This window comes from Streptomyces sp. NPDC059373 (assembly GCF_042751495.1).
GTDB lineage: Bacteria > Actinomycetota > Actinomycetes > Streptomycetales > Streptomycetaceae > Actinacidiphila.
Window position 1 is genome coordinate 672391 of the sequence record NZ_JBHYXC010000001.1, and the last position, 23381, is coordinate 695771.

A 23381-nucleotide genomic window follows, 5' to 3' on the forward strand; every position below is an offset into this window, starting at 1 on the left:
GCCCACGCATCATTCCGGACATGACCAGGACGAGAAGCCGGAATGCTCAAGATTCGGGGTGCTTGTGGCGGCTGGTGACACGTTCGTTAACGGCACCCCAACCCGCAGGGAAATGACTTTCCCCGCGGATCCTGCCGAGCCACCCGCCTGGGTGGACCCGCAGACATGGGCCGTGATCCGCCATGACGAGCCGCATACCTCTGCGTTCTGGACAGTGACGCTTTCCTGTGGGCACGTCACCGACGCCGTCGCCCCAGATCTTGACTGGAAACCCTCAGACGGCCCCCGCCGGGCCTGCGCCAAGAGACAGCAGGAGATGATCAAGGAGTTCGAGGAATTCTGGGCATCACACCCGGACTGGCGGGATGAGCGCGAGCGCGAGCACACAAGGCGAATGCTCGCGCAAGGCTGGCCCAGTCCGGATCCCGAGCGTCTGTGCTACACCTGTCCCCAGGCCCGGTTCATCGTTGCCTACCAACGCATCGGCTGGCTTGTCGCGCGGAAGCCGGAGCCGAAATCGCCGTCGCGCGCCAGCCTGCAGCGTCGCCTCCAACAGGCGGAGGCCGAAGCCGACCGGCTGCGAGATCAACTTGCTCAGTTCGACGTGCAGAAAGCATCACCAGGGGAGAGTCACTGACGACAGGCCCCAGCCCGAGCCACGCTCCGGGCCAGAATCGAGCCCAGCAGGATCCAGGGCACATCCAGGGCACACGAGGGCCGAAAACGCCGGTGACCAGCGTCAACTACTGAAGGTAGTTTTGGCTGGTCACCGACCAGATCAAAACAAAGCAGCAGGTCAACGGCCCAGGGGGTCCACTTGCTCCACGAATGGCAGGATTTCGCGCAGAGGTGTCACGAGAGCGGACACCAGCTTTATTGCCTGGTGTGGCCGTGACCTGCGGGTTTGCGTCTTGAGTTGATCGTTTAGAGGCCGCTCAATCGGCCGTCCGGGAGAGCCCCTTCAGGCTTCGTCGATGGCCCGCCGGGTCCGGGCGGCGCATGCCGGCATGAGGTGGGTGTACGTCCGCAGCGTGAAGCCGGGGTCGGAGTGCCCGAGGTATTCGGCGAGCGCCTTGACCGTCTCCCCTGCGTCCAGCAGCACGGAGGCGTACGCGTGCCGGAGTGCGTGCATCCCGTCGTCGGGTGCGGCTGCGAAGTACTGCGAGCCGCAGGTGCGGGGCGGGATCACCCCGGCCGCGACGAGCGCTCGTTTCCAGTCACCCTGGTTGAAGACGCTGCGGTTGTACGCCTTGCCTTTCGCGTCCGTGAACAGGATGCGGTACGTGCGCGGTTCGCCGTCCGGCGTGCCCCAGGGCACGGTGATCGCCGCAGGCGAGAACTTGACCATGTGAGCCTTCAGCTCCTTGGCAACGCCGGGCGACATCGGCATGGACTGCGCTCTGCAGCCCGTCCGGGAAGCTTGCGCGCTCACCTCCGGACCGTATGGCTCTACCTTCAGCCCAAACAGCGCCCAAGCCTCCGGCAACGGCCGGTGCGGCGAAGTGCACACGCGCTTCATGACCTGGCTCGAGGGATAGGCGCACCCAACCAGCTGAGACCGCCGACTTGGGATGCTCATGGTCAGACGCTGTCTGGCAGCCGCTGCGTGGGCCAGTTGGTGGTCGACCCGAGCAGTACGAGGCAGGCATAGCGACCAGATTGGAAGGGGCTCAGTGAAAAGGTACATACTCTTCGATCATGATGGCGTTCTGGTGGATACCGAATTCTGGTATTACAAAGCTGGAGAACGCGCCCTGGCGGACATTGGTTTGACTTTGGACAAGGATCAATACCTCCGGGACATGAACCATGGATTGGGCACTTGGGCCCAAGCCAGGGCGGCAGGCATTGATGAACAGACCATCAGCAGGCAGCGTGAGGTTCGCAATGATTATTATCAGGAATATCTTAGAACAGAATCCATTGAGATTGAAGGCGTCGTTGAAACTCTTGCTGAACTGTCAAAATACGTCCGCATGGCCATCGTGACGACTGCAAAACGTGTGGATTTTGAAATTATCCATGAAAAGCGCCAGGTTAGACAATTCATGGATTTCGTCCTTGTTCGCGAAGACTACAAGCTCGCCAAGCCGCACCCGGAACCGTACCTGACCGGCTTAAAGCGCCTCGGAGCCACCAAAGAAGAGACGCTGGTTGTAGAGGATTCGTCCAGAGGGCTGAACTCAGCCGTGGCGGCCGGTATTGACTGTGTCATTGTCTATAACGACTTTACAAAAGCCCATGACTTTTCGCAGGCTAGCCATCGAATCGAGACTCTGATTGAATTGAAGGACATCATCCTTAATGCAACCTGAAGACTTCGCGGGGCGTGACAGCCGCTGCGTCGCAGCCGATGAGAACGGCATCGGCGGAAGCGCCCGGGGAATGATCACAACGGCGTGGTGAGCAGTGTGTGCCATGGGATGTTCTCTCCTGTCTCCGGTTTCTGCACGCGAGCGGTGCGGCGATGAAGGCGGCCCAGGGCCCAACTCGGCTGACACGGTGTTGAAGCAGAGAAAGACGCCTGGGCCGCCGAACAACTCGCGGCTTCGCCCGACTGGTCTGAGGACCAGTGGAAGACCATTCTCAACCCTCTTGGGCACGGACGTGTCGAAATGAATCGGCTTTGAGACTGCGCCCGCGTCGACCTTGGCGCGGGCGCAGTGGAGGCCGGTCGCCAACCGTGTAGCGATGGCAGCGACGAGGGGGCCAGCGGTCACGGGACCGCGAGCAGGGCTTTGCTGCGAAGGGTCCCGGCCTGCAGCTGCGCGTGAACCTCTGCGGCGTCCGCGAGCGGCCTGACGGTTCGGTCGCGCAGTATCAGATTGCCGTCGGCCAGTTGTTGCATCGCTTCGGTCAGCGCCGCCGGGATCTCAGCCGGGATCGGTCCGGAGAGAGTGGCGCCGAGCTGCTCGGCACTCGGATTGGTGAGCGTGATGACGCGTTGGGGACCGCCGGCAAGTTCAGCGGCTGTTTCCAGGTCGCTGGCGCGCGCTGCGTCCATCACCGCGTCGACTCGTCCGACGGCCGAGCGCACTGCGTCGGCCAGGTGCTCGCCGTATGCGACTGGGATCGCACCGAGGTTCTCGGCGACGGCGAAGTCATCGGGTCGGACCGCAGCGACAACTCGGACGCCGCGCGCGACGGCGAGCTGGGTGGCGATGGTGCCAACTGAACCTGTGCCGCCAAGCATCAGCAGGGTCTCTCCCGGTGCTACGCGCAGCAGATTCAGCACACGCACCGCGGCTTCACCAGAAGCCGGCAATGCCGCCGCGGCGTCCCAGTCGACCGATGGCGGCTTGCGCACCCAGTAGTCGGCCAGCACGAGTTCGGCGTAGCCACCGAGCCCGGGCAGGAAGACCGCGACCTCGTCACCGGCCGAGACATCGGTGACCGCGCTTCCAACGGCATCGACCACCCCTGCGGCCTCGAAGCCGAGCACCGCGCCCACAGACGCGGGGAAGACATTGCGCAGGTGCCCGGACCTGATGGCCAGATCCGTGGGCCCGACACCGGCGAAGCGAACGGCCAGGCGGATTTGGGTCGGGCTCGGGTCGCCGACCTTGATGTCGCCGAGCTTGAGTACTTCCGGGGGTCCGAAATCGGTGAGCAGGACTGCCTTTGACATGAGGTCCTCCTTCTGGAAGGTCGTTGTCAGAACTGCGTAGGAGTGGTGCGGAGCGAGCACGGGTGCCCGCTCCCGCGACGACTACTGCTGTTCTTCGCCGCCGTCGGCGAAGAGTTCGCTGCCGGTGACGAAGCTGCTCTGGTCGGAGGCCAGAAACAGCACGGCGTTGGCGATCTCGTCGGGGCGGGCGACTCGCCCCAACGGCACTCCGCTACCCAGTTGAGCCATGAGTCCGTCGGCCTGGGCTGCGTCGCCGGCCAGGCCGCGCAAGCCGGCGGTCTCGGTTGGGCCGGGCACGATCACGTTGACCCGAACGCCTCGGCCGGCCAGCTCCACCGCCCACGTCCGTCCGAACGATCGGATAGCGGCCTTGGTCGCGGCGTAGACGCCGAAAGCGGGAGTGCCGCTGGTGGCGGCAGTCGAGCCGGACAAGACGACCGAGGCGCCCTCGTTCAGCAGCGGTAGAGCCTTTTGCACGGTGAACACCGTGCCCCGGACATTGATGGCGAAGGTCTGGTCGAAGTGCGCGGCGTCCAATTCTTCGAGCGTCGCCAACGACCCACCACCGGCATTGGCGAACAGCACATCCAAGCCGCGACCGCGTTGAGCGATCTCCGCGTAGATCTCATCGAGATCGGTCAGGTCGGACACGTCGCCGCGGACGCCGACCGCGCCGTGACCGATCGAAGTGATCGCCTGATCGAGCTCGGCTTGGCGGCGGCCGGTGACGAACACGTGGGCGCCCTCCTCGGCGAAGCGCTGGGCCGTCGCGAGCCCGATCCCGGACGTGCCGCCGGTCACGAGGGCCGTCTTGCCTTCAAGCTGGTTCATCGTTGTCCTCCGTTGTAGATTACGTGACATGTCAAGCATAAGCCTGAGGTGGATCGCAATATTCCTGGCGCCACGCCGAGGGTGTGAGAATGAGCAGACGAGCCGATGACGGCTGGACCGAGGAAGGCCTGCACGTGATGCCCCGCAAGCGGCCCGCACCCGAGCCCCTCACAGGCTGGCTCGACGAGGAGCAACAACGGGCTTGGCTGGCCTACATCAAGGTCCAGCTACGGCTGGTCTATGAGATGAACCGACAACTACAGGCCGACAGCCGCATGTCCCTCGCCGACTGGGACGTGCTCACCGCGCTCGGCGCAAGCGAATCCGCGAGCCTGACCGTCACCGCCCTCGCCGCCCAGATCGGCTGGGAAAGAAGCCGGCTGTCCCACCACGCAAAGCGGATGGCGAGCCGAGGACTGGTCGAACTTGCGACCGCCGACTCCGACCGGCGAGCCACCGAAGTCCGCCTGACCGCCGAGGGCCGCGTCAGCCTCGAACGAGCCGCCCCCGGTCATGTCGAACTGATCAAGCGGCTGTTCTTCGGTGGAATTCCGCGCGAACTGCTAGACCCACTGAGCACCGCACTGGAATGCGTGTACGCGAACCTCCTCGCACACGGATCGCTCCCCCCACCAGACAACCTCTACGCAGATGGTGCCGCCGGCGATGCTGTGCGCGGCTCCGGTGATGGCGCGGGCGCTGACTAGGAATGCGACCAGTTCGGCAATGTCGTCGGGTTCGGCTCGGCGACCTCTTGGGTATCGCCTGACCGGCGCACTCACAAGATCAAGAGAGCATCACCAGGGGAGAGTCACTGACGACAGGCACCAGCCCGAGCCACGCTCCGGGCCAGAATCGAGCCCAGCAGGACCAGGGCACATCCAGGGCACACGGGGGCCGAAAACGCCGGTGGCCAGCGTCAACTACTGAAGGGAGTTTTGGCAGGTCCCCGGCAGGATCGACACAAAGTCGCAGGTCAGCGACCCAGGAGGGCCACTTGCTCCACGAATGGCAGGACTTCGCCCAGCGCTGCCACGAGTCCGGCCACCAGCTGTACTGCCTGGTCTGGCCGTAATCCCCGGGACGCCCCGAGCGCCCCGCGGCGTCCCCTGGCCCGAAGCCGCCTGCACTTCACCCGTCTCCCGGCAGACACACTGGCCACAGCAGCCGGCTCAACAGCCGCGATCATCGTCTTCACCGCCACCACCCGGCTGACCGCCCCCGCCACGTAGCAGCCTGCAAGCATGTCGATGACGAGCTTCTCGTCGCCGATGGCCTTGATGGCTTTGTTCACGAGAACCGACAGCACCTGTACACGAGTTTGGGCAGCACTCGAAGCTCTGCAGAAATCGAACAGGTCATGACTTCAGGCAGCACGGGCCCCTGCAGAGAGTTCAGCAGGGGCCCACGGTTAGAGAGCTGCGGAAGACGGGACCTGTCCTCGATGAGCGGCATGCCGGCCGACATCAGCTACCGACTGCTGCCGGTCTGACGGCCCGGCCTCACTTCAGATGTCGGGTGAAGAACTGGACCGCGGCGTCCCCCGCGAACTGCGGGACGCCGGTGTGCCCGCCGAGATTGGCGTGCAGGGACTTCTCCTTGGAGCTGAAGGCGTCGAACAGGTCCAGGGCCGCCTGCCGGTCGTTCCCTTCGTCGTCCCACTGCAGCAGGACGTGCAGTGGAATGGTGACCTGCCGAGCCTCCTCGAACAGGGCGCGAGGCACGAAACTCCCGGCGAACAGAACGGCGGCCGAGATGCGAGGCTCGACCACCGCCAGCCGGATGCCGATGGAGATCACTCCTCCCGAGTACCCAACCGGGCCGCCGATCTCGGGCAGCGAAAGGAGGGCGTCCAGGGCGGCCTGCCATTCCGGGACCGCCTTGTCGACCAACGGGAGGATGAGGGCGTCGACGATCTGGTCGCTGACCGGCTCGCCGGCCTCCATCGCCCGGCGCAGGTCAGCGCGGGCCTGCTCGGCGGCGGGCCAACGGGGCCGGTCGCCGCTTCCGGGGAGCTCGATGGTGGCCGTGGCGAAGCCCTCCGCCGCGGAGTGCCGGGCCCGGGCCACCAGTCGGGGGTACATCGTGCGCAGCCCGAGGGGAGGGTGGCCGAGCAGGATCAGCGGCGCCGGTGCGGATGCGGATGCGGGTGTCCACAGGATGCCGGGGATCTCACCGAGGGTGAATTCGCGTTCGAGGACGCCGTCGTCGAGGCGTTGTTCGGAAGTGAAATGCATGGTCGTGCCTTTCGGGAGTGCGCTTGAACGGCGCTCCCGGACGACCTATCGCCCGACCGTGACCCCGGAGGGGAGCACCCATGTCGAAACTGTGTTCACGGGTACCACCTCCTCGTTCTCTCGCACGGCCTCCGGAAAACTAGCAGCGGTCGCCGTGGTCCGCCAACGGGTTTTGCGCAGTCTCCTTGGCCAGATGCCACGGAGACACTACGCAGAGCTACTCGGGGGGTGGTCGCGACTTCCCGGGTGGCGGCTCTGCGACGGCGGGGTGCACTGGCGCTGTCGGTTCTCGTGAACAAAGCCACCTTGACGTAGTCGTCGAGCTCCAACGGTTCCGAAGCACACACCACCTCGACTTCAGGCCACCGCCGTCCCGGACGGCACTCTCTGGCGTTATCTCTACGATCCCCTCGGGCGCCGCACAGCCAAGCAGCGGTTGGGCGCTGGTGGGGGGTGAAGGAGCGGGTCCCCGGCTACCGGGGCACGCGACGCCTCGGGGAGCCGGAGAAGGGCCCTAACGCACGCGCACCCGCGACCGGGCGGCCGCGTGCCGGCGTACGACCTGGTCCATCAGCACAGCAAGGACGTCCCGCACGGAAGTGCGGTCGCGGGCGTCACAGGCCACCATCAGCACGGAATCGTCCAGGCCCAGCGCTTCGCGCACCTCCTCCAGTTCGAAGTGGCGTGCTCCGTCGGAGCAGTTGACGGCCAGTACGAAGGCCGCGTCGCGCTCCTCGAAATAGTCCAGCGCGAGGCAGCTGCCGTCCCGGATCGCCGAGACCAGCAGGAAGCCGCGGCCCATCTCGATCATGATGAGCTTGACCCCGTCGAACTCGTACCGCCGCGAGGCACTGCGCGCCAGGCCCGACACCACCGCCGCGAGGTGGTCGGCGTCGGTTCTGCCCAGGCCGTCCGACATGGCCACCAGCAGACCGTCGGAGGAGACCGCGACGGCGTCGCGGACGCCGTCCGTCTTACGGACGAAGCTGGCCAGCAGCCAGTTGAAGGTCTGCGACTCGCTGTTGATGTCGACGGTCACTTCTTGCCCTCCTTGCCGGCCTCGGCCCGCTTCTCCCTCTCGACGCTGATCCCGCCACGCATGTGGGCGCTGCGCAGGGTCGAGAGCATGTCGGAGACCTCGTCGGGCGACCGCTCCGGCGTCGGGGGCGGCTGCGGCCGAGGTCCAGGCGACGAATCCGACAATCAGCCCGGAGATCGGATACGGCTGTCCGGCCCTGTCGTGTCACCCTCACGGGCGGCAGCCGCACCGACGACCACGGGAAGCGCACCTGCGCCGCCCGGTAAACCGGTTGGTCGCGGCCGGCGCTGCGTCGATACTGTCGCGGTGTTCTCAGACGCCGACGCCGCCGCGCTCTACGACCTGCTGAACCCCTGGGACCCTGATCACCACCCCGGCGACCGCTTCTACGCGGAGCTGGTCATGGCCGCCGGCTCGGTCCTGGACGTCGGCTGCGGCACTGGGAGCATGCTGCATCTCGCGCGAGAGCGCGGTCATCCCGGCCGTCTCGTCGGCCTCGACCCGGACCGGGTCGCCCTGGCGCGGGCGCAACGGCGATCCGACATCGAGTGGACCGAGGGCACGGCGGCGAGCGCGGGGTGGGAGGCCGCATTCGACCTGGCGACGATGACAGGGCACGCGTTCCAGTGCCTTCTCACCGACGACGAGGTCCGTGCGTCGCTGGCGGCCATCCACGCCACCCTGCGCGCGGGCGGCCGCTTCGTGTTCGAGACGCGCCATCCGCAGGCCCGCGCCTGGGAGGGGTGGAATCCGTCGAACGCCGCCGATGTCGTCGACCTGGCCGACGCGGCAGGTCGCGCGTTGCGCGTCTGGCACGAGGTCGAGTCCGTCGTCGGCGAGCTCGTCACATTCACCGGGACCACGGCCCAGCCCGACGGCACTGTCCTCCGCGTCGACCGCGCGACTCTGCGCTTCCTGGATGTCCCGGCGCTCGATGTGTTCCTCTCCGAGGCCGGCTTCGAGATCGAGGCACAGTACGGCGACTGGGATCGCGGTCCCGTCACCGGTACGAGCCGGGAGATCATCACGATCGCCCGGCGCGGATAACCCCGGAGGTCGGCTTTGAGCCGTCTTCGGCCGTCAACTGACGCTGTCGTACCGCCAGAAGTCGCGCATCAGGGCGGGCGGGGTGGGACTGGTCATGGCCAGTTGGCTGAGCAGGATGGTGACCGTGCCGGTGGACGGGATGATGTGCGCTGCGGTGCCGGAGCCGCCGACCCAGCCGTAGCGTCCCGGTACGTTGCCGGGGGTGGTGGCGGCGATGTCGACCGAGCCGCCGAAACCCCAGCCTTGGCCCTCCAGGAACAAGCCGGAGGCCTCGCGTTGGGGTTGGGTGAGCTGGTCGGTGGTCATCTGGCGTACGGATGCCGGCGACAACAGCTGACGGCCGCCGACCGCGCCTTCGGCGAGCAGCATGTGGCCGAAGGCGAGCCAGTCGTCGGCGGTCGAGACGAGGCCGCCGGCGCCGGACGGGAAGGCCGGCAGGCTGCTCCACTGGCCGTCCGGGGGGTCGGCCGGTTCGAGGCCGCCCGCCGGGTAGGGGCGGTAGAAGGTGGTGAACCGGGGAAGCTTGGCGGCCGGCACCTCGAATCCGGTGTCGACCATGCCGAGGGGCTCGAAAAGCCGCTCCGCCAGGAACTCGGGCAGCGGACTGCCCGAGACTCGGGCGATCAGCACGCCGAGGATGTCGGAGCAGGTGTTGTAGAGCCAGGCCTCGCCCGGCTGGTACAGCAGCGGAATGCGGGACAGCGCCGCCATCCAGTCGTCCGGCGGCGCGACGCGTTGCGGTTCGAGGCCGTACTTCTGCTGTGCCTCGTTGAAGAGCAGCTGGATCTGCGGCAGTGAGAAGTCGGACGGGAAGCCGTACCCGGCGCGGAAGGTGAGCAGATCGGTCAGGGTGATCGGTCTGGCGGCCGGGACCACGTCGTCGACCGGACCGGCCGGGGTGCGGACGACCGTCGGCGACGCCAACTCGGGCAGCCATTTCGCGACCGGGTCGTCCAGCGCGATCCGGCCGTCGTCGACCAGCATCATGGCGGCCGCGGCGGTGACGGGCTTGGTGGTCGAGGCGAGGCGGAAAATCGTGTCCCTGGCCATCGGGGTCGTGCCCTCGGCGTCGGCGGAGCCGACGGCCTCTACCTCGATGCGGTCGCCGCGGGCCACCAGGCCCACCGCTCCCGGCACCGGGCCGTTGCTGACGTGCTTCTCCAGGAGGTCGCGCAGGTTTGTCATCGGTCCACCGTCAGGGGGTCGTCGGCGTCAGGTAGGTGTGGAAGACGCCCTCCGGGTCGTACGCGGCCTTGAGTGCCTGGAGGCGCCGCCACACGGCCGGAGTGTACGACCGCCGGGCCCGCGACGGGTCGGCGGTGAGGTCGGCTTCGGCGATGTAGTGGCCGGTTCCGTACGGTTCGACGGCGCGCATGGTGTCGCGGAGCCAGCGGATGTTGGCGGCGTCGTCGGCCGGTTCGTCCCAGATGGAGAAGGGGGCGAGGTAGGTCTCGCCGAGGACGGAGAAGGCCATGTCGCGGGAGAGGCTGCGGTCACGGGAGGCGGGCCAGAAGGGGGTGAGGATGAGCGACTTGTCGGAGGGCGCCTGGGCAAGGGAGGCGGCGAGCGTCGGCAGGAGCGTGGTGAAGGGGGTGTCGGACCAGAGGGTGTCAACGGCGTTGCGGTGGGCGGCGGGCCAGAACGCGTCGGACGCGTCGTAGAGGGCCGGGAAGGTCGTCGGCTGGTCGACCGCACTGTCGAGGGCGCGGTCGGCGAGGGGACAGTCCCGGAGGGGTTCCAGGGAGCGTCGGGCGTGGTCCGGCGAGGTCCCGAAGGCGGTGCCGGTGACGCAGACGACCTTGGGGCGCGGGGAGGAGTCCGGCGCGAGGGCCGGGGAGGCGGTCGCGAGGGTGAACGACGCCTCGACGTTTGCCGGGAGGCGTTCCGCGGCCTCGGTGGCCCAGCGCGCGACGGCCTCGACGTCCGCCAGGGGGAAGGTGTACGTGGTGACCGCGATGGCCGCCGGGAGTTCGTAGAGGCGTACGTGGAAACGGGTGGCGACGCCGAAGAAGCCGGGCCCGGCGCCGCGGGCCGCCCAGAAGAGGTCGGGGTCCTTGTCCTCGCTGCATGTGACGACCTCGCCGTCCGCCGTGACCACCTCGACCGCCTCGACGCTCGCGCAGGCCGGCCCGAGGGCGCCGGCGTTCCAGCCGAGGCCACCGCTGAGGAGGTAGCCGCTCAGGGCGACGGATCCGCAGTGTCCGGCGGGGAAGGCCAGGCCGTGCGGGGTGAGCGCGGACACGAACTCGCTCCCGCTGAGCGCCGGTTGTACGGTCGCGGTCCGCGAAGCCGCGTCGATTCGGCAGCCGTTGAGCGCGGAGAGGTCGATGAGCATCCCGCCGTCGCGAAGCGGCGACCCGCACCAGCTGTGCCCGTGGGCGCGGATGGCGACCCGGAGGCCTTGGGAGCGGGCGAGCCGGACGGCCGCCGCGACGTCCGCTTCGGAGGTGGCCCGGACGATGAGATCGGGGAAGCGCTGCGGCTTGAGCCCGTTCCACAGCATGGACTCCCAGGTGGTCTCGTACGCGGCGTCACCACGACGGACGACGTCCCCCTCGATCGCCATGATGAGCTCCTTCGCCGTCAGCCGGTGGTCAGGGCGAAAATCATGATGCACAGCCCCCAGACGAGTGCCACGAGCGCGGCGCCCGCGACATGGGTGCGCACGGAGCGCGCCCGGCTGGGCACCAGCCAGAAGGCGAAGACCCTGTTCACCAGCGGCATCAGCAGCCAGGTCAGGATGGAGACGCTCAGCACGTTTCCGATGAACAGGCCCAGATATCCGGGCACGCCCAGGGAGGTCAGTTCCTTACCCTCCGTCAGATTGAGCACCATCACGGTGGGATAGAGCGCCATCACCACCGACATGGCCTGTTTCCAGTTGGGCGGGGCTCCCTCCTCCGCGCCTTCCCCGAAGCGGAACCAGCCGCTGAATGCCGAGCCGACCTTGCGCACGTCGTAGGAGGAGAAGTAGTCGCGCCCTTCTTCCAGGAGTTCCTGGCGTTCGGCGGAGCCGAGCCAGTCGTCGAGGTGTTCCCGGGTGTCGAAGCGGAAGACGACGACCCAGTGGTCCTGAATTCCCTCGACGGGTTTGAACAGTTCGGTGCCCATGAAGCCAGGATGCTTTTCCTGCGCCCTCAGGACCTTGTCCTGCCACCCCATGAAGTCGTCCTCCCGCCCGGGCCGCACCTGGTGGGAGATGACTGCCGTGACGGCCTCCTGGGCGGGCTCGGCCGGAGCCGCCTCGCCGGCGAGGACCTCCTGCGTCGGCGTCCCCTCGAACAACGGGCTGCCCTCTTCGAGCAGTTCACGACGCGCGCCGGACTCCAGCCACGAAGTCAGCTGGTCGATACGGGTGAAGCGGAAGACCACGACCCATTCGCGCTCGTCGCCGTCACCCGGCGGGTACATTTCCGTACCCTCGAATCCGTCGAATCCGCGCACGATCCGGTTGGTCCGCTCCTGCCAGCGGCGGTACTCGTCATCGCGGCCTTCCCGGACTTTCTGGGAGGTCACGACGGTCACGCTGCCGCTCTGCGGGGTTCCGCTTGCAGTGACACCCATGCGGAGTAGTCTAGTTCAAAGGGGACTTAACAGACAAACGGAGCAAATTCGACTCGGCAGTGCTGAGTGGAGGTCCGAACCATGGGGCACAAGGAGTTCCTCGCCGAAGCAGTCCGGCTGGCCACGGAATCCGTGGACGAAGGCTGGGGCGGCCCGTTCGGCGCCGTCATCACCCGCGACGACGAAGTCGTCGCCCGTGGCCAGAACCGCGTCCTCCTGACCGGCGATCCGACCGCTCACGCGGAAGTGGAGACGATTCGTAAAGCCGTGCAGGCTCTCAACCCCGAGGCCCCCTCCATATCGCCGGAGCACCAGAACGAGAGCACGCTCGAATACATCCCACGGCCCGAAGGATCGCCCGACCCGGTGGCCGAGCGGGCCCGCATGCTCAAGGGCTGCTCGATCTACATCAGCGGCGCTCCCTGCCCGATGTGCATGAGCGCCATCTACTGGTCGCGGATCGACAACGTGTACTACAGCTGCGATCTGAAGGACACGAAGGAGATCGGTTTCGACGACTCCTTCCAGTACGAGGACTTCCAGAAGCCCCTCAGCGAGCGCCGGATCCAGATCGAGCAGATCTACCCCGAGCTCGGCGCCCAGGCCTATCAGGCCTGGACGGACAAGAAGGACCACCACCCGTACTGACCCCGCGTCAGAGGACGGCGACCCCGGACAGCCCCTGGGACCGGGCGAGTTCGTGACCGAGTTGGCGTACGACGGCCATGTCGCTGAAGGGGACCAGCTGGTCACCGATGATCTGGTGAGGTTCGCTGCCCCTGCCCGCGACGAGGACGATGTCGTCCGGCCCGGCGGCGGAGAGTGCGAAGGCGATCGCCATGCGGCGGTCGCCGATTCGCTCGTACGGGGTGCCGGTGGCCGCGATGCCGGGGGCGATCTGGTCGAGGATGGCGTCCGGGTGCTCGGTGCGGGGGTTGTCGGAGGTGAGGACGCAGAGGTCGGAGAGGCGGCCGGCGATCTCACCCATGGCGGCCCGCTTGGTGGTGTCGCGGTCGCCGCCGCAGCCGAAGACGGTGATGACGCGGCCGGTTGCGAAGCCGCCGATCGCGGTCAGCACCTTCTCCAGGGAGTCCGGCGAGTGGGCGTAGTCCACGATCACCGACGTGCCCAGCTCCGTGACCTGCCGCTCGAAGCGCCCCGGCACCGGCGGCATCAGGTGCAGCGCGGCGACGAGCGCGCCGAGGTCGTGGCCCAGGACGTGGCAGGCGGCGACGGTGGCGAGGGCGTTCGACACGGAGAAGCGTCCCGGGACGGGGATCGCCGCCGGATACGTACGGCCTCCGTGGTGCAGGGTGAAGCGGGTGCCGGAGGCGTCCATCACGAGGTCGGTCGCGCGGTAGTCGGCGGCGGCGTCGACAGCGTACGTGGCGGTCGCGGCCCCCGGCATCAGGGCCTGGATGCGGGCGCCGACCGGGTCGTCGGCGTTGATCACGGCGCGCCGGCACAGGCCCTGGAAGAGCCGCAGCTTGGCGTCCCGGTAGCTCTGCATGGTGCCGTGGTCGTCCAGGTGGTCCTGGGTGAGGTTGGTGAAGACGCCGACGTCGATGTGGGCGTCGTCGACCCGGTGGGTGAGCAGCGCCATGGAGGTGGCCTCCAGCACCACGGCGGTCGCCCGGCGGTCGCGCATGTAGCCGAGGACGTACTGCAGGTCCGGGGCCTCGGGGGTGGTGAGGACCGACCGGGGCATCGGCACGAGCACGTCGCCGACGCGGCTGCCGGCCGTCCCGATGACGCCGACGCTCGCGCCCTCGGCGATCCGCAGGACCGACTCGACCATGTACGAGACCGAGGTCTTCCCGTTCGTGCCGGTGATGGCCACGATGTCCATCCCGCGACCGGGCTCGCCGTGGTAGCGGGCGGCGAGCGCCGAGGCCGTCACACGGATGTCCGGTACGCGTACGACGCACACGCCGCCCGGCACGAGGGGGGCGTCGCCGCCGTCCTCCACCAGGACCGCCACCGCCCCCAGCTCCACGGCCTGCGCCACAGCCCGTGGACCAGGGCCACCCTCGGTGTGGCCGGGTACGGCGACGTAGAGCGAACCGGGGGTCGTGCGGTGGGCGTCGAAGGTGATGCCGGCGCTGATCCAGGCGGTGCCGGGGTCGCCCTGGAGAATGTGGTGGGTGTGGCCGTCGAGCAGTTCGTTCAGTTTCATGACTGTCCCCTCGAAGGCGGCTCTCCGGCACGCCGCACGTGTGCCGAGCGCCGAACGGAAGCCCGGAGGGGGACCGCGGAAGGGCCGCAGGGGAAAGCAGCGCCTGAGCTACTCAGCCCCGGGAGTCTACGCCCGGCAAACCGATGATCCCGTTCCGCCGGAGTACGCTGGCCGGACCCAGGACATTTCACGCGCCGGCCTCCTGCCGCCGTCCTCCTGCGGTGAGTGGATACACCGGGCACGGGTCCGGGGACGGGCCGAGTGCCGATGACCACTGATTCTTCGCTCGCTGCCGACCGCACGGCAGGCAGCGACTTCGCCGGACTGTCGAGGCTGATCGCCGGCGCGGGCCTGCTCGAACAGCGCCCCGGCTACTACGTCGCCCGGATCGGCGGCGTCGGTCTGCTGTACGCCGGCGTGTGGGCGGCCTTCGCGGTGCTGGGCAACTCGTGGTGGCAGCTGCTGACCGCCGGCGTGCTCGCGGTGCTGTTCGCCCAGGTCGCACTGGTCGCGCACGACCTCGCGCACCGCCAGGTCTTCCGGCTGCGCCGCCCCAGCGAGACGGCCGGGCGCATCGCCGGGAACCTGTGCATCGGCATGAGCTACGGCTGGTGGCAGGACAAGCACACCCGCCACCACGCCAACCCCAACCACGAGGACCTCGACCCCGACGTCCTGCCCGACATCCTGGTGTGGTCCTCCGACCAGGCGCGGGTGTCGCGCGGGCTGCCGCGCTGGATCGGTGCCCGCCAGGCGTACTGGTTCTTCCCGTTGCTCACCCTCGAGGGCATGAATCTGCACGTCGCCGGCTTCCGGGCGCTCTTCGCCCGCCGCCCGCCGCTGAAGCACCGGCGCCTGGAGGCGGCCCTGCTCTGCTTCCACGTGGTCGGCTACGCGGCCGCGCTGCTGCTGGTGCTGTCCCCGGTCAAGGCGCTGGTCTTCCTCGCCGTCCACCAGGCACTCTTCGGCCTGTACATGGGCTGTACGTTCGCCCCGAACCACAAGGGCATGCCCACCCTGACCGGCCACGACCGGCCGGACTTCCTCCGCCGCCAGGTGCTGACCTCACGCAACGTACGCGGCGGACGCCTGGTCGACCTCGCCCTCGGCGGCCTGAACCACCAGATCGAGCACCACCTCTTCCCCAGCATGCCCACGCCCCACCTGCGGCGGGCCCGGCCCATCGTGAAGGCGTACTGCGCCGAGCACGGCGTCACGTACACCGAGACGGGGCTGGTCGCCTCGTACGTCCAGGCGCTGCGGCACCTTCACCACGTGGGTGCGCCGCTGCGCCGCGCGACCGCGTAGGCCACGGGGCCGGTCCGAGCGGGACGGCCCGTGCGGGAGGCCGCCGGAGTAGAATGGCGATCACCGAGAGTTTTTTCGCATGCCGGCTTCCGTGTCGGCGTCGTTTTCGGCGAGTCACGACGCCGGGCGGATGCGGAATGTGCCGCGCCCGGGGACAGGCGCCACGCCATGGGCGTGATGACCCAGCCACTGGTCACCGGACCGGCGGTCCCCTCTCAGACCCAGCCACCGCAGACACTGCGCGTACGGCTGGCACCGGTCGGCGTGAAACCAGGACGCCTGGACGGGGCCTGGTGGCCCCGGTCGCGTGACCTGGCCGCCGAACTGCCCTCCCTGGTCGATGCGTTGAACCCCCGGTGGGGGCGCATCACCCACGTCTCGGTGAATTCCGCGCTCTGGCCGGTCGTTCCCCGGAAGGTCCCGGCCACCGGGCATGTGGTGCGCGTCGGCTGGTTCAACCCCGAACTGGACCGGCACGGGCTGCTGCTGCTCTCGTACACCGCGGGCCGCTGGGACCTGCTGGTGATCCCCCCGGAGACCGGCCCCGCCGCGGCCGACCGGCTGATGACCGCCGCGGCCGATCCGCACGGCATCCTCACCGCGAGCGCGTTGATGGCCGCCGAGGCGGCTCTCGTACACCCCACAGGGAGGTGACGGTTGCCATGGACAACGTCATCACCGTGGCCGTCATCCTCTCGATGATCGTCCTGGGAGCACTCATGATCCATCTGCTCAACGGCCAGCACGCCGAGCGCATCTCGGCCTTCCACTACAGCAAGCCCGTTCCCGGCGCCGCCACCCCCCGTCGCGACCACCGCGACGGCGGACGCGGACGGCTCCGCCCGCGCGGCAACCAGACCCGTTCCCGCCGGACGTGACGCATCCCGCCCGCCCCCGGCTCCTTCAGATTGCGAACTCCCTTGTGAATGACGACCGTTCCCTCCCCGCATCGGGCTTCGCCGAGGTCCGCATCACCGCCGCCTCCCCCGAGGTGGCACGGAAGATCGCGCAGGCGCTCCGCCGCTGGTTCGCCAGCACGGAGCAGCGCAGCTACCCCGCAGGCAGGTCGGGCAGCGGCACCCGCCTCCAGATCACCGTGGACACGACCCGCACCCCCGGGCCACCCACAGCCCTCCAGCCATGGCTGGCCCCCCGCGACAAGGCGGACTCCGTATGACCGCCCTGCGCCTCAATCTGCTGCCCGCCGGCGCCGGCCCGCACCGCCTGGACGGCGCCTGGTGGCCGCACTCCCACGACCTCGCCCGGGAACTCCCCGCGCTGCTGGCCGCCTTGGACGACCGATGGCCCGAGATCACCCGCATCACGGTCAGCCGCTCCCTCTGGCGTACCAGCCCCCGCCGCCTGCGCCTCCCGGACCGCGTACTGCACATCAACCGCTCCGACGTCATCCACAACCCGAGCGCGGTGTGCCTGCTGTCCTACGGCGTCGGCCGCTGCGACCTCCTCGTCGTACCGCCCGGCGCCTCACCCACCGAGGGCGAGCGCCTCATGGCCGCCGTAGCCGGCGACGACCTCGCCGCACCGGTGGGGGCCGGCTAGTTCACGAGTTCAGGCACGGTTGACCGATCGGGTGATGCCGGTGGCGATGGTGGTGGCAAGGATCCAGCCGGCGGCGGTGAGGACGTAACCGACCCACTGGGTTCCGGCGGTCGGGGTGAAGGCGGAGCCCTGGCCGAAGCCGACGACGGGGAGGAGGTGGTCGAGGGTGAAGACGACCGTGTTGAACGTCTCCGGGCCCTTGGGGTCGTTGCGTACGGGACGGTGGAGCGCGAAGACCACGGAACCGGCCGCCAGGAGGCCGAGGAGCCAGAGGGCGGCGCGGGTCGGGCGGTAGCCGTAGCCGACGGTGACGTCCTGGACGGCGCCCCAGAGGCGGGCGTACCAGGGGAGTATGCGGTGGCGGGCGCGTTCCTTGGCCAGGAGGACGGTGCGGGCCTCGGTCTCGTGGCCGAGGGCGCGGTAGGCGAGGGCGAGTTGCTCGAAGGGCTGGGGGGCGTAGCCGGAACGGTCGTGGGCCAGCCAGCGGAGCCGCTCCGGGGCGGACAGCGGGTCCTCGAAACGGTCGTAGCGCAGGCCGTCCAGCAGGAGGTCGTCGGGCCAGGTGGCCGGGGCGTCCTTGATGACGCCGAGCGAGGCGTGCCGGAGGTCGACGCGGCCCTCGGGGCCGAGGGTGGTGCGCAGGTCGGTCTCCCTGGCCTGGGTCTGCCACATGCGCAGCGCGGTCCCGCCCGGCGCGGTCAGCCGCGCATCCCGCAGGTTCAGTTCGCCGCCGACCCTCACGGCCGTGAGCGCGGTACGGCCTTCGGCCTCGAAGCCGCCCGTGAGGTGCAGACTGCCGCCGATCTCCAGGCCGTACGCGCGCAGCGCGGTGCCGCCGGGGTTGCTCAGCCGGGCGCCCCAGAGACGTACGCCGCCCGCGACGGTGGCGCCGGGGAGCCGCAACTCCCCTTCCGTACGCAGGCCGTTGCCGATGACATCGCCCTCGACCCGCATGCGGGATCCCGCGAGTGCGGCGCCGCCGGGGTTCGAGAGCCGCGCGCCGGTCAGGTCGAGGTCGCCGCCGACCTGCGCGCCGCGCAGAACCACTTCGCCCTCGGCGGTGAAGCCGTCGCGCATCCATATGTGGTTCCCCACCTGGACGCGGTTGGCGGCGAGGGCCGGCCCGTCGGGGTTGGACAGGTGGGCACCGTTCAGTTCGAGGCTGCCGTCGATGTGGGCGCCGTCCAGCCGCAGGAAGTCCGTGACCCGGCTCGCGCTGAACCGGACGTTGCCGTTGACGGTGGCGTGGGAGGCGTTGAGGTCGGCCAGGTGGCAGCGCTTGAGGCTGAGCTGGCGCAGGTGGGACCCGTAGAGGCTGACGGAGTCGGTGAAGTGACAGCCCCTCAGGGTGATCCGGTACGGGATGTCGGCGTAGTCCAGGTCGAGGGCACCGACCACCCTCGCGCCCCGGAGCCGTAGGGCGGCGATCCGCCCGGGCTCCGGGGCCCACGGTCCGTCTGCGCCGCCGAGCAGCAGCAGCGCGAGCAGTTCGGCCCGGATCACACGTTCGGGCCCGTACGGGTCGCCGTCGCCGAAGTCGGTCTCCTCACCCCGTGCGAAGGCGTCCCGTACGAGCCGTTCGGTGTCGGTCAGATCATGGTCCCGCAGCACCCGGCAAGGCTATCCGGAGGACAGCTCAGTCAACCCTGGCCGCCAGGGGCGACTTCGCCCCGCTCACCGCGAGGTACAGCAGCCCGGAGACGATCACGCCGATGAACCACGAGTACGGCCCCAAGGTCGAGCCGTAACCCGACGGCCCGTACACCGGAAGGATGCTGGAGAAAACCGCGCCGATGGCGGCCGCGGCGAAGGCGCGGATGTTCCAGCCGCCCTGGAAGCGGAACTCGCCGGCCTCGTCGTAGAGCCCGGGGACGTTGAGCTGGGCCTTCCGGAGCAGGTAGTAGTCGACCACGACGACGCCGAAGATCGGGCCCATGGTGGAGCCGATGGCGTTGACGAAGCTGGGCGCGTTGTCCCAGGGGTGCAGGGGATAGAGGAGCAGGGCGACGGTGGCGGCGATGAGGCCGCCGCGGCGGAAGTCGACGTACTTCGGGGCGACGTTGGCGAAGTCGAAGGCGGGGCTGACGAAGTTCGCCACGACGTTGATGCCCAGGGTCGCCACGGCGAAGGTCAGGGCGGCGAGCAGCACGAGGAAGACGCTGTCGAACCTGGCCGAGATCTGGGCGGGTTCGAGGATGACCTGGCCGTAGACCTTGCTGGCGGCGGCCGTGGTGAGGGCGGCGACGAGGGAGAAGAGGATGAGGTTGACCGGCAGGCCCCAGACGTTGCCCTTGCGCAGAGTGCGTTCGTCGGGGGCGAAGCGGGCGAAGTCGCCGAAGTTGAGGAAGAGCGCGGCGAAGTAGGTGACCCAGGTCGCGGCGATGGCGGCGATCGCGGCCAGGGAGCCGGGGCTGACGCTCAGGCCGGTGGCGCTCTTGGCCAGGGTGGCCAGGTCGGCGGCGGGCATGTCGACGGAGAAGGACAGGGCGCCGGCCTTGACGGACAGGACGACGGCCAGGGCGAGCATCATCAGCCACACCGCCGGGCCGGCGAAGTCCTGGAAGCGGCGGACGGTCTCCATGCCCTTGCTGATGATGAGCAGTTGGGCGGCCCAGACGCCCAGGAAGCAGACCACTTCCAGCCCTGTGTGACCGAGCAGGTGAGTGGTCGCGTTGAAGTGCTTGGGGCCGCTGTAGCGGGTGAGGAAGGCGACGATCGCGCCGGCCGCCGCGCTGGTCTGGGCGCCGTACCAGAAGGTGGCGACCACCGCCCGCACCAGCGCCGGGACGTTCGCGCCGAAGGTGCCGAAGGAGGCCCGCGCCAGCACCGGGTAGGGCACGCCGGTCCTGACCCCCGCCTTGCCGATCAGGGTCATGAGCCAGAAGATCACGAGCGAGCCGACACCGATGCCGACCAGGAACTTCCAGGTGTTGCCGGCGACGAGGAACAGGCTGGCGGCGAGGAAATAGCCGTACAGGCTGTGCACGTCCGAGGTCCAGACGTTGAAGATGCTGAACGCGCCCCACTTGCGCTCGGTGGCGGGCGCGAGGTCGTCGTTGTAGAGCCGGGGCGAGTATCCCGCCGGTATGGGGGTCGGGGTGGTGCTGCTCTCCGTCGCCGTCATGGCTTCCTCCCTGTGATCAGGTACAGGGAAAGGGCAGGTCATGTCCGGACGATTCCGGACGAGTTACGAGCCGGTCAAACGGGGCGAACATGCCAACCCGGCGACCGACCCGTGCCCACGGCCTCAGCGCACGACGCGTGTGTGCGAGACCAGTCGCTCCCCGTCGAAGACATGCAGGCTGATGGCCGGCGGCAGGTCGAAGTCGAGGGCGTCGTCCTCGGTCCACCCCTCCGGCAGCATCCGTTCCTCCGGCAGCATCAGAGTGGATACGACTCCGGGGGCGACGACGAGCGGCACTCCCGCGAAGACCGCCGAGGCGGCGGTGTGGGCGTGCCCGGCGAGGACTGCCTTGGCGTGCCGGTGCCGCGCCAGTACGTCCGCCAGGCGCTCGGGGTGCGTGAGCCGGATCGCGTCCACCGACGGCAGGCCGAGCGCGACGGGCGGGTGGTGCATGCCGACCAGAACGGGGCCGTCCGCGCCCGCGAGTTCGGCGTCGAGCCAGGCGATGGTCCCGTCGTCCAGGTAGCCGTCGTGGCGGCCGGGGATGCTGGAGTCGCAGAGCACGACGGTCAGGCCGTCGTCCAGACGCAGGACCTGATTGACGGGGCCGGGGCCGGTGCCGGTTCCGGGGCCGGTGCCGCCCGGCTCGTCCAGGAGCACCTTGCGGAACTCGGCGCGGGAGTCGTGGTTGCCGGGGCAGACGATCGTGGGCGCGTCGTAGCACATCGCCTCGCGGGCGATCTCGTACTCCTCGACGAGACCGTGGTTGGCGATGTCGCCGGTGACGACGACGTCGGCGACCGGCCCGGGGAGCCCGTTGAGGTAGTCGCGGACCCGGACCGCCCGGTCGGCGCTCGCGTCGCTGCCGCCGATGTGCAGATCACTGACGTGGGCGATGATCACGCCGACCAGGGAACCATACGAAGCGGCTGGTTGACCTTGTCCTTGGGGGAACCCCCAGCATCGGTGCCGCCGGGCGAGCCGCCCGGAGGGAGGAGGGTCTGGCCGGATGGGACTGCTGACGATCGGGGCGTTCGCGAGGGCGTCGCGGCTGTCGCCGAAGGCGCTGCGGCTGTACGACGAGCTGGGCCTGCTGCCGCCCGCCCAGGTCGACCCGGCCACCGGCTACCGCTTCTACGACCCGGCCCAGCTGGAGCGGGCCCGGCTCGTGGCCTGGCTGCGCCGCATCGGGATGCCGCTGGCCCGGATCCGCGAGGTCTGCGGGCTCCAGGCCGCCGCGGCCGCCGACGAGGTCCGGGCGTACTGGGCCGAGGTCGAGGCGGACACCGCTGCCCGGCGGGAGCTGGCCACCTTCCTCATCGACCACCTGTCCTGGAAGGACGCCGCCGAGACGCCGCACTCCACCCCGCCCGCCGCCTCGCCCCTGGCCATCCGCTACGCGACCCTCTCCGACCCCGGCCGGGTGCGCGACACCAACCAGGACGCGGCCTACGCCGGCACCCGGCTGCTCGCCGTCGCCGACGGCTACGGCCGGCGCGGGGCCCCCGCCAGCACCGCCGCCATCGAGGCGCTGAAGGGGCTGGAGACCGACACCCTCCCCGCCGGCGAACTCCTCAACGTCCTCCAGGACGCGGTCCGCCGGGCCGGGCAGGCCGTCCAGGACCTCGACCCGGCCGCCGAGTCCGGAACCGGCGCCGACTCCGGCACGACGCTCACCGCGATGCTCTGGACCGGCTCGCAGCTCGCCCTCGTACACATCGGCGACTCACGCGCCTACCTGCTCCGCGACGGCGAGCTCTTCCAGATCACCCACGACCACACCCTCGTCCAGTCCATGGTCGACCAGGGCCGCCTCACCCCCGACGAGGCCACCTCCCACCCCCAGCGCTCCCTCCTCCTCCGCGCCCTCACCGCCGAAGCCGCCGACACGGCCTCCCCGGAGCCCGACCTCCACCTGCACGACGCACGCCCCGGCGACCGCTACCTGCTCTGCTCCGACGGCCTGTCCACCGTCGTGCCCGCCGATGACCTGTGCCGCGTCCTGTCCGCGACCCCCGACCGCGAGCAGGCCGTACGGGACCTCGTCGCCCTGGCCAACCAGGTCGGCGGCCCGGACAACGTGACGTGCGTGGTGGCCGACGTGGTGGAGCCGGGGCTCTAGGTGGAGCCGGGGCACTAGGCGCGGCTGTGGCTCCAGGTCTCGTACGGCTCGGAGGAACCGTCCGCCCCCTCGGCCCGTGTCCAGCCCCAGGACCGGTAGGCCGCCAGCGCCGGGGTGTTCGTCCGCTGCACGCGGGCCGTGGCGAGTGCCGCGCCCGCGCGAGTGAGGAGCTGCTCCAGGAGGCGGGTCGCGACCCGCCTGCGGCGGTGGGAGGGGAGCACCATGACCTCCACGACGGTGAAGACCTGGCCGGCGGCGGAGGTGAGGTCCTCGTGCCCGGGCCAGGAGGAGTCGCCGCGGTCGGTACGGAAGCCGCAGACGCACCCCACGACGGCGCCCGCCTCGCTGGCGATCATCATGTCGAAGCCCGGGTGCTGGACGTAGTCGGCGAAGCGCCGCAGAAAGTCCTGGCGGTCGTGGAATTCCGCCCCTGGCCCGCCCCCGTAGGCCTCGACGTACAGGTCCGCGAAGGCCTCGCGCTGCTGCTCCGCCTGCCACCTGCTGAGATGCCGCAGGAACACCATGTCCGCCATGTGTCTCATCGTGACACCGCGCGAGGATCCGGGAAATAGCGCGTGGTGAGGTACGGTGTGGGCAGTGTGAGCTGCGGTGACGCGTGCCCTTGCCGTGAATCTCCCGCTTCGATGAGATCTGTGCTAGCTTCGGATCAGTTGCAGTTTTGGTACCCATGATTTCTGTGTGCGCCTGACGGGATGTGACCCTCGGGCGCATTTTCGTTTTTACG

Annotated in this window: 24 protein-coding genes and 1 pseudogene; 11 read left to right on the forward strand and 14 right to left on the reverse strand. The window is 69.2% G+C overall.

Annotated elements, in window-relative coordinates:
* The first annotated feature begins 172 nt into the window (after positions 1 to 172).
* Positions 173 to 637, forward strand: coding sequence for a hypothetical protein (locus ACFXJ5_RS03165; RefSeq protein WP_384626002.1), 465 nt, complete (start codon positions 173 to 175; stop codon positions 635 to 637).
* A 324-nt stretch (positions 638 to 961) separates the two neighbouring features.
* On the opposite strand, the pseudogene ACFXJ5_RS03170 reads toward ACFXJ5_RS03165, so the two are convergent.
* Positions 962 to 1369 (reverse strand): annotated as a pseudogene (locus ACFXJ5_RS03170) (tyrosine-type recombinase/integrase); the annotation flags it as partial.
* A gap of 304 nt (positions 1370 to 1673) precedes the next feature.
* On the opposite strand from ACFXJ5_RS03170, the gene ACFXJ5_RS03175 reads away from it, so the two are divergent.
* Positions 1674 to 2315 (forward strand): HAD family hydrolase, encoded by a 642-nt coding sequence (locus tag ACFXJ5_RS03175; RefSeq protein WP_384626008.1) that lies wholly within the window; start codon positions 1674 to 1676, stop codon positions 2313 to 2315.
* 401 nt (positions 2316 to 2716) lie between these two features.
* On the opposite strand, the gene ACFXJ5_RS03180 is transcribed toward ACFXJ5_RS03175, so the two are convergent.
* Entirely contained in the window at positions 2717 to 3628 is a 912-nt protein-coding gene (locus ACFXJ5_RS03180) for an NADP-dependent oxidoreductase (RefSeq protein WP_384626011.1), read from the reverse strand.
* An 81-nt stretch (positions 3629 to 3709) separates the two neighbouring features.
* Positions 3710 to 4459 carry an SDR family oxidoreductase gene (locus ACFXJ5_RS03185; protein ID WP_384626013.1) on the reverse strand — a complete coding sequence of 250 codons (750 nt, stop codon included), beginning with the start codon at positions 4457 to 4459 and terminating at the stop codon, positions 3710 to 3712.
* A gap of 89 nt (positions 4460 to 4548) precedes the next feature.
* On the opposite strand from ACFXJ5_RS03185, the gene ACFXJ5_RS03190 reads away from it, so the two are divergent.
* Positions 4549 to 5166: a MarR family winged helix-turn-helix transcriptional regulator gene (locus tag ACFXJ5_RS03190; protein WP_384626016.1), complete on the forward strand. Its 618-nt coding sequence runs from the start codon at positions 4549 to 4551 to the stop codon at positions 5164 to 5166.
* Between the two features lie 269 nt (positions 5167 to 5435).
* Here the strand turns inward: ACFXJ5_RS03190 and ACFXJ5_RS03195 are convergent, their stop codons facing one another.
* The 3 genes from ACFXJ5_RS03195 to ACFXJ5_RS03210 all read right to left on the reverse strand — a co-directional run bounded on the left by ACFXJ5_RS03195 (position 5436) and on the right by ACFXJ5_RS03210 (position 7735).
* Entirely contained in the window at positions 5436 to 5753 is a 318-nt protein-coding gene (locus ACFXJ5_RS03195; RefSeq protein WP_384626019.1) for a hypothetical protein, read from the reverse strand.
* A gap of 208 nt (positions 5754 to 5961) precedes the next feature.
* On the reverse strand, positions 5962 to 6696 hold the full coding sequence (locus tag ACFXJ5_RS03200; RefSeq protein WP_384626022.1) for a dienelactone hydrolase family protein: 735 nt from the start codon (positions 6694 to 6696) through the stop codon (positions 5962 to 5964).
* 514 nt (positions 6697 to 7210) lie between these two features.
* Positions 7211 to 7735 carry a roadblock/LC7 domain-containing protein gene (locus ACFXJ5_RS03210; protein ID WP_384626024.1) on the reverse strand — a complete coding sequence of 175 codons (525 nt, stop codon included), beginning with the start codon at positions 7733 to 7735 and terminating at the stop codon, positions 7211 to 7213.
* A 306-nt stretch (positions 7736 to 8041) separates the two neighbouring features.
* On the opposite strand from ACFXJ5_RS03210, the gene ACFXJ5_RS03215 reads away from it, so the two are divergent.
* The gene (locus tag ACFXJ5_RS03215; RefSeq protein ID WP_384626027.1) at positions 8042 to 8782 is read left to right on the forward strand and encodes a class I SAM-dependent methyltransferase; all 741 of its coding nucleotides are present in this window, start codon (positions 8042 to 8044) and stop codon (positions 8780 to 8782) included.
* A 33-nt stretch (positions 8783 to 8815) separates the two neighbouring features.
* On the opposite strand, the gene ACFXJ5_RS03220 is transcribed toward ACFXJ5_RS03215, so the two are convergent.
* The 3 genes from ACFXJ5_RS03220 to ACFXJ5_RS03230 are packed head-to-tail and all read right to left on the reverse strand — an operon-like array spanning position 8816 to position 12346.
* Positions 8816 to 9967, reverse strand: a complete 1152-nt coding sequence (locus ACFXJ5_RS03220) for a serine hydrolase domain-containing protein (protein WP_384626029.1) — start codon at positions 9965 to 9967, stop codon at positions 8816 to 8818.
* A 10-nt stretch (positions 9968 to 9977) separates the two neighbouring features.
* On the reverse strand, positions 9978 to 11348 hold the full coding sequence (locus ACFXJ5_RS03225; RefSeq protein ID WP_384626032.1) for an FAD-binding oxidoreductase: 1371 nt from the start codon (positions 11346 to 11348) through the stop codon (positions 9978 to 9980).
* Between the two features lie 17 nt (positions 11349 to 11365).
* Positions 11366 to 12346 (reverse strand): antibiotic biosynthesis monooxygenase, encoded by a 981-nt coding sequence (locus ACFXJ5_RS03230; RefSeq protein ID WP_384626035.1) that lies wholly within the window; start codon positions 12344 to 12346, stop codon positions 11366 to 11368.
* 81 nt (positions 12347 to 12427) lie between these two features.
* Here ACFXJ5_RS03230 and ACFXJ5_RS03235 point away from each other — a divergent pair, with 81 nt between their 5' ends.
* Complete coding sequence (locus ACFXJ5_RS03235) at positions 12428 to 12994, forward strand: nucleoside deaminase (RefSeq protein WP_384626037.1); 567 nt, start codon at positions 12428 to 12430, stop codon at positions 12992 to 12994.
* 7 nt (positions 12995 to 13001) lie between these two features.
* Here ACFXJ5_RS03235 and ACFXJ5_RS03240 read toward each other — a convergent pair whose 3' ends face one another.
* On the reverse strand, positions 13002 to 14522 hold the full coding sequence (locus ACFXJ5_RS03240) for a UDP-N-acetylmuramoyl-L-alanyl-D-glutamate--2,6-diaminopimelate ligase (RefSeq protein ID WP_384626040.1): 1521 nt from the start codon (positions 14520 to 14522) through the stop codon (positions 13002 to 13004).
* A 267-nt stretch (positions 14523 to 14789) separates the two neighbouring features.
* Between ACFXJ5_RS03240 and ACFXJ5_RS03245 the strand changes: the two genes are divergently transcribed.
* The 5 genes from ACFXJ5_RS03245 to ACFXJ5_RS03265 all read left to right on the forward strand — a co-directional run bounded on the left by ACFXJ5_RS03245 (position 14790) and on the right by ACFXJ5_RS03265 (position 17390).
* Positions 14790 to 15830, forward strand: a complete 1041-nt coding sequence (locus ACFXJ5_RS03245) for a fatty acid desaturase family protein (RefSeq protein WP_384626042.1) — start codon at positions 14790 to 14792, stop codon at positions 15828 to 15830.
* Between the two features lie 177 nt (positions 15831 to 16007).
* Complete coding sequence (locus ACFXJ5_RS03250) at positions 16008 to 16484, forward strand: DUF5994 family protein (RefSeq protein ID WP_384626045.1); 477 nt, start codon at positions 16008 to 16010, stop codon at positions 16482 to 16484.
* Positions 16485 to 16492: 8 nt separating this feature from the next.
* Positions 16493 to 16708: a hypothetical protein gene (locus tag ACFXJ5_RS03255; protein WP_384626048.1), complete on the forward strand. Its 216-nt coding sequence runs from the start codon at positions 16493 to 16495 to the stop codon at positions 16706 to 16708.
* Positions 16709 to 16752: 44 nt separating this feature from the next.
* Positions 16753 to 17007 (forward strand): hypothetical protein, encoded by a 255-nt coding sequence (locus ACFXJ5_RS03260; protein ID WP_384626050.1) that lies wholly within the window; start codon positions 16753 to 16755, stop codon positions 17005 to 17007.
* Positions 17004 to 17390: a DUF5994 family protein gene (locus ACFXJ5_RS03265; RefSeq protein WP_384626053.1), complete on the forward strand. Its 387-nt coding sequence runs from the start codon at positions 17004 to 17006 to the stop codon at positions 17388 to 17390. The genes ACFXJ5_RS03260 and ACFXJ5_RS03265 overlap by 4 nt, the downstream gene beginning before the upstream one ends.
* Positions 17391 to 17399: 9 nt before the next feature.
* Here ACFXJ5_RS03265 and ACFXJ5_RS03270 read toward each other — a convergent pair whose 3' ends face one another.
* The 3 genes from ACFXJ5_RS03270 to ACFXJ5_RS03280 form a co-directional block, all read right to left on the reverse strand.
* Complete coding sequence (locus tag ACFXJ5_RS03270) at positions 17400 to 19001, reverse strand: pentapeptide repeat-containing protein (RefSeq protein WP_384626056.1); 1602 nt, start codon at positions 18999 to 19001, stop codon at positions 17400 to 17402.
* Positions 19002 to 19026: 25 nt separating this feature from the next.
* Positions 19027 to 20514: an NCS1 family nucleobase:cation symporter-1 gene (locus tag ACFXJ5_RS03275; RefSeq protein ID WP_384626059.1), complete on the reverse strand. Its 1488-nt coding sequence runs from the start codon at positions 20512 to 20514 to the stop codon at positions 19027 to 19029.
* Positions 20515 to 20637: 123 nt separating this feature from the next.
* Positions 20638 to 21417, reverse strand: a complete 780-nt coding sequence (locus tag ACFXJ5_RS03280; protein WP_384626062.1) for a metallophosphoesterase — start codon at positions 21415 to 21417, stop codon at positions 20638 to 20640.
* Between the two features lie 106 nt (positions 21418 to 21523).
* On the opposite strand from ACFXJ5_RS03280, the gene ACFXJ5_RS03285 reads away from it, so the two are divergent.
* Positions 21524 to 22636, forward strand: a complete 1113-nt coding sequence (locus ACFXJ5_RS03285) for a MerR family transcriptional regulator (protein ID WP_384626065.1) — start codon at positions 21524 to 21526, stop codon at positions 22634 to 22636.
* 14 nt (positions 22637 to 22650) lie between these two features.
* On the opposite strand, the gene ACFXJ5_RS03290 is transcribed toward ACFXJ5_RS03285, so the two are convergent.
* Positions 22651 to 23169: a GNAT family N-acetyltransferase gene (locus tag ACFXJ5_RS03290; protein WP_384626068.1), complete on the reverse strand. Its 519-nt coding sequence runs from the start codon at positions 23167 to 23169 to the stop codon at positions 22651 to 22653.
* Positions 23170 to 23381: the final 212 nt, after the last annotated feature.